Source organism: Streptomyces sp. SID1328, from assembly GCF_009865595.1.
In the GTDB taxonomy this organism is placed as follows: domain Bacteria; phylum Actinomycetota; class Actinomycetes; order Streptomycetales; family Streptomycetaceae; genus Streptomyces; species Streptomyces griseoluteus.
Map to the genome: position 1 here is coordinate 1 of NZ_WWKH01000088.1, position 4,816 is coordinate 4,816.

5 protein-coding genes are annotated in these 4,816 nt (G+C 72.0%); all 5 read right to left on the reverse strand.

Going from position 1 to position 4,816, the window contains the following annotated elements:
* The coding region (locus tag GT030_RS02825; RefSeq protein ID WP_161199664.1) for a GAF domain-containing protein at positions 1 to 1,128 on the reverse strand (1,128 nt) is incomplete at its 3' end.
* Between the two features lie 103 nt (positions 1,129 to 1,231).
* Complete coding sequence (locus GT030_RS02830) at positions 1,232 to 2,137, reverse strand: hypothetical protein (RefSeq protein WP_161199665.1); 906 nt, start codon at positions 2,135 to 2,137, stop codon at positions 1,232 to 1,234.
* Positions 2,134 to 3,039: an ABC transporter ATP-binding protein gene (locus GT030_RS02835; protein ID WP_161199666.1), complete on the reverse strand. Its 906-nt coding sequence runs from the start codon at positions 3,037 to 3,039 to the stop codon at positions 2,134 to 2,136. The genes GT030_RS02830 and GT030_RS02835 overlap by 4 nt, the downstream gene beginning before the upstream one ends.
* The gene (locus GT030_RS02840; protein ID WP_161199667.1) at positions 3,014 to 3,439 is read right to left on the reverse strand and encodes a GntR family transcriptional regulator; all 426 of its coding nucleotides are present in this window, start codon (positions 3,437 to 3,439) and stop codon (positions 3,014 to 3,016) included. The genes GT030_RS02835 and GT030_RS02840 overlap by 26 nt, the downstream gene beginning before the upstream one ends.
* 119 nt (positions 3,440 to 3,558) lie before the next feature.
* Complete coding sequence (locus tag GT030_RS02845; protein ID WP_161199668.1) at positions 3,559 to 4,113, reverse strand: DUF3291 domain-containing protein; 555 nt, start codon at positions 4,111 to 4,113, stop codon at positions 3,559 to 3,561.
* Positions 4,114 to 4,816 lie beyond the last annotated feature (703 nt).

The window sequence follows — 4,816 nt, forward strand, 5'->3', positions numbered from 1 at the left end:
TACGCCGAACCCGGTGACCTGCCCGACGGCGAGCCCCGTACGCGCCCCCGACAGCGGCATCACGTCGAACCAGCCGCCTCCGCTCTCGTCGCCGGGCAGCCGCAGGTCGGCGATGTCGAGCGCGGCCCCGGTCGGTGGCTGCCTCGGCAGCAGGGAGTTCTGGATGGCGAGCGCGACGGTGTGCTCGCGGTGGAAGCGGCTGGCGTGGTCCAGGCACCGCGCGGTGTGCGCGCAGACCTTCTCGACGAGGGCGATGTCCTCGCGGGAGAACGGGGCCGGCGTCTCGCCCCGGTAGAGCAGGAGCAGGCCCAGCACCGTCCCCTCGCGCATGATCGGGGCCGCGAGCAGCGCGTGCGCCCCGGCCGCGCGCAGCAGGCGTTTCAGCGCGGGTTCGGCGTCCAGCCAGCGGGTGTCGGCCTCGATGTCGGTGGCGCGCGGAGTGTGATCGGCGAGGAGCGGGGCGAAGGGGCGCTGGTCGGCGGGCCACACATGGCTGCCCTCGGGGGCTCCGCTGGACGCGATCGGGCACAGCGGCTCGGGGTGGTGCCGGGTCAGCGGCGGGGGTTCGTCATCGGTCATGTGCTCGGCGAGGGCGATGACGACGGTGTCGGCGGCGCCGGGGACGAGCGCGTCGGCGAGTTCGGCGCAGGTGGTGTCGTGGTCGAGGGTCTCCCCGACCTCCACCTGGATGGCCGCCAGCCGCCGCAGTGGGTCGGTACCGGAGTCCGCCTCTTTGGGGGTGATGTCCGCGATGGTGCAGATGAGCCCGGAACCCTCCTGGCCGGGCGGCAGCGGGAAGAACGAGAGGCACAGGGTACGGGGGCCCTGCCGGGGGGTCGCCCGGGTGCGGACCAGCCGGTTCAGCGAGGCCACACCACTGGACCGTACGTCGCGCGCGTCGGCCCTCTCGGACTCGGGGTCGCGCAGCGGGAGTACGTCGGTCATCACCTTGCCGGTCGGATCTGTCCCGGCCAGCAAGTGGTGCGCGGCCTCGTTGCACTCGGTGACACGCAGTCCGTCGTCGAGGACGAGGATCGCCAGCGGTGAGGCCGCCAGCGCCTCACAGGCCACACGCATGGCCTCCGGGCAGGTCTCAAGGGTCCGCTCGCGTCGGGCGTCGCCTTCCATGGCACCTCCCCAACCAGCATGCGCAACACGCTGGCGGGGCGCATTCCGGGGCACCGTTCCGCCCTGGCGATCACCTTTCGCCGGGGCGGAGCCGGGTTCCGGGTCAGGCCGTGCGGCGGCGGATGACGCGGAAGGCGGTCAGGGTCAGCAGGGCCGCCACCGCGAGGACCAGGGCGCTGGAGGCGAGCTGGTACGGCCAGTAGTCGCCGGGGGTGAGGGTGTTGGTGAGGTAGGCGTCCTGGGGCAGGGCGTCGAAGAACATCAGGCCGAATACGCCACCGGGGTGGAATCCGTTCACCTTGGAGAGGACCGGGAGGTCGAGCAGCAGCATCGCGCGGGACCGGACGAGGACGGCGGCCACCAGCCAGGTCAGCAGCGGGGCGGCGACGAGCGTGGGCCACAGGCGGCGCAGGTACGTGCCGGTCAGGGCGCCGGCCGCGACGCCGAGGACGACGTACGCGACGGTGACCGGGCCGATCGTGTAGTACGCGTTCTGCCGCTCGGCACCGTAGGTGAGCAGGTTGAGATCGAAGGCGTGCACGACGCTCATCCGGTACAGCGCCACCAGCGGGACGGTCAGCACCACGACGATCCCCGCCAGCGTCGCCCAGCGGACACCGAACCAGCGTCGGGGGGTCACCGTCTGGGTGAGGGCGAAGACCACACGCCGGGTCTCCCATTCACGTGCGGTCAGCACACCGGTGAGCAGCGCGGCGAACAGGGCCGGTTGGAAGGCGAGCATGGCGCCGTCATCCGTGAGTTTCGCCGTCATGGTGTGGGCGTCATCCGCATAGCGCCCGAAGTGGTACGCCTGGCTGCCCACGTGGTTCCGCAGCGCGACGGCGTCGGCCCAGCCGTAGTAGTGGTACACGATCTGGACGCCGACGCGCAGGGCCAGCAGCAGGAGGATCACGCCGGGGACCCAGTACTGGCGCAGGGCGATCCCCGCGAGGGGCCGGAGGCGGCCGGGCCGGGGAGTCGTCGGGGCGGCGGCGATGGCGGCGCTCATGCGGCGGTGTCCTTGCGAGGCGGTACGGCGGCGGAAAGGGACGGGCCGGTGAGGTGCGCGAGCACCAGCTCCTCCACGGAGGGCGGTCGCACCTCCCAGTCGGCGGGGAGCGGACCGGCGCGGCGGATCAGGGCGGTGGTGCCGCGCCCGGCGGGGCGGGACTCGACGACGGCATGACCGGCGAGCTGCTCGGCACCCCCGGCGAAGGCCACCACGGCGTGGGTGTCGGTCAGTTCGTCCATGTCGCCGCACAGCCGGGTCGTACCCGCGTCGAGCAGCAGCAGGTGGTCGCAGACATCGGTCAGCTCGGACAGGATGTGCGACGACATGACCACCGTCGCGCCGGTGTCGGCGACGTGTGCCATGAGCAGGCCCATCAGTTCCTGGCGGGCGAGGACGTCGAGATCCGCCATCGGCTCGTCGAGCAGCAGCAGGTCGGCCCGCTTCCCGAGGGCGAGGGCCAGGGCGATCCGGGTGCGCTCGCCGCCGGACAGGCTGCCGATACGGCCACCCTTGCCGAAGCGGGAGGGGTCGGCGAACCGCTCGGCCAGTTCCGCGTCCCAGTGGCCCTCGTTGAGCCGCGCCCCCAGGCGCAGCGTCTCGGCGACGGTGAACCGGGGGAACAGCGGCCGGTCCTGCGCCAGGTAGGCGACCCGCGGATTGCCGACGCGCGTGGGCCGGCCGAAGACCTCCACGGTGCCGGTGGTGGGTCGCTGCAGTCCGGCCGCCAGCTCCAGCAGGGTGGACTTGCCCGCGCCGTTCGGTCCGACGAGCGCGCAGACGACCCCGGCGGGGACGGCGAAGGTGCAGCCGCCGAGCGCGGCCGGACCACTGCGCCGGTATCTCCTGGTGACGCCGTCCGCGGCGAGCGCCGCTTCAGGACTGCGGGTGGGGAACGACATCGGGTTCCTTCGATGAGTACTTCGACGAGTAGAGGTCTTCGAGGACGGCGGTGAACAACGCGGCGAGGTCTTCGCGCTCCAGCCCCGCCGTACGGGCCCGCGCCGCCACGTCCGCCAGTTCCGCCCGCCAGGGCGAGTCGCCGGCGGAGGAGCCGAGCGTGCCGGTGATGAACGTCCCGTGCCTGCGCCGGGTCTCGACCAGGCCCTGGGACTCCAGCTCGCGGTACGCCTTGAGCACGGTGTTGGGGTTGAGCGCGGTCGCCTCCACGACCGCACGGGCGGTCGGCAGACGGTCACCGGGTTCCAACTGGCCCAGCCGAAGGGCCTGTTGGACCTGCTGGACGATCTGGACGTAGCTGGGTACCCCACTGGACCGGTCGATCCGGAAGGAGAACGCCACGAGTGAACCCCGCTTTCAACCAATGAACTAATGGAATGATGCATTGAGGGTTCCGGACACGTCAAGGCGCTCCTGGTGGTGAGCTCACCGGGAGGAGCAGGCCGAGCTGTTCGGCCACCTCAACGGGCCGGACCCGCTCCTCGCCGTCGCGACACCGTGACCGGGGTTCCGTCCGGGGTGAACGCCTGGTGGAAGGTGAAGGCGTGCGGCGCGGGGCCGTGGTCCTGGAGGTGTTCCAGTCTCCAGACCCCCTCCCGCCAGGTGGGTGTCACGTCGTCGGACACCCACCAGAAGGCGTGATTGGGGTGTCCGGTCCTCTCGAACCAGTCATGACGCCTGTTCAGTGCTTCGCGGTGCAGCCCGGTGTAAATGGCGTCGAAGGCGGGGCGCAGGCCGGTCCAGAGGGAGAGGGTGGCAGCGAGGGCGGTGGTCTTTGCCGTACGGCCCTTGTCGTACCAGGCCGGCACGGCGAAGTCCCCCCACGGTCCCCAGTCGGCGCCGAACAGCTCGCCCTGGTCGCCGTCCGCCGGTTCGGCATGAGCGAGGTATCCGGGGTGCCGGCTGATCTTCCGGTAAACAGCCGCACCGATCTCGTAGAACTCGCGCGTGAGTGGGGTTGCGTCGGCGAGAGGTGACCTCAGGACGCCGAAGGTGTACAGGGCTAGCTGGGGCATGCGTCTCTCCCTGGGCCGAAGACCAGGTGAAGGTAGCGGCCGCTGCGGACCCTGTCGAAGTTGCGTTTTTCCTGCCCAAGTGGCCTCCTGTCGCGGCCGGTTCAGCACCCCGACCAGCTTCGCCGGGTCCGCCGCCCCCTCGGCGTCGTCCGCGTACCGGGTGACTGCAGCGGACCCATCTCCGGGAGGAAGACACCCTCGCGGGCCAGGACGTGCACCAAAGTCAGCAGAGCCGCGCGGGCGTTGCCGTCCACGAAGGGATGGAAGAACGCCACATCGAGGTACGCCCGAGCCGCACGCCCCGCTCCGAGCGGCTTTCCGAGCGGCTCGGTTCCACTCCGGGGGGTCGAGTCCGAGCGGGTCCCCCTCCAGCACGGGCCGACGATGCCGGCGCACCGGGGGCCGGAGCACACCCCGACCGCGGCGTTTGGCAACCTTTGGATGACCCCGTGGACCCATACGGCCGACCGGGACACCCCCCGGCCGAGGCCCTGCGGCAGGCTGGTGGTGCGGGGCGGGCCGACATCCACCGGGAGGACGTCATGGGCGGGGCACGAACGGCGCGGTTCCGGGCGGGGCTGGTCGCCCGGCTGCTCGCGCGGTGCGCCGTGGTGGCGGCGATCGGCGCCGCGGTGGTGCTGCTGCTCGCGGTCGGCGGGGGCGGGCTGTTCGTGGCCCTGGCCGGGGTGGTCGGGCTGGTGCT

Excerpts from the sequence above, each read along its gene's own strand:
- GT030_RS02830 (WP_161199665.1), bottom strand. The coding sequence starts at position 2,137 with ATGAGCGCCGCCATCGCCGCCGCCCCGACGACTCCCCGGCCCGGCCGC.
- GT030_RS02835 (WP_161199666.1), bottom strand. The coding sequence starts at position 3,039 with ATGTCGTTCCCCACCCGCAGTCCTGAAGCGGCGCTCGCCGCGGACGGC.
- GT030_RS02845 (WP_161199668.1), bottom strand. The coding sequence starts at position 4,113 with ATGCCCCAGCTAGCCCTGTACACCTTCGGCGTCCTGAGGTCACCTCTC.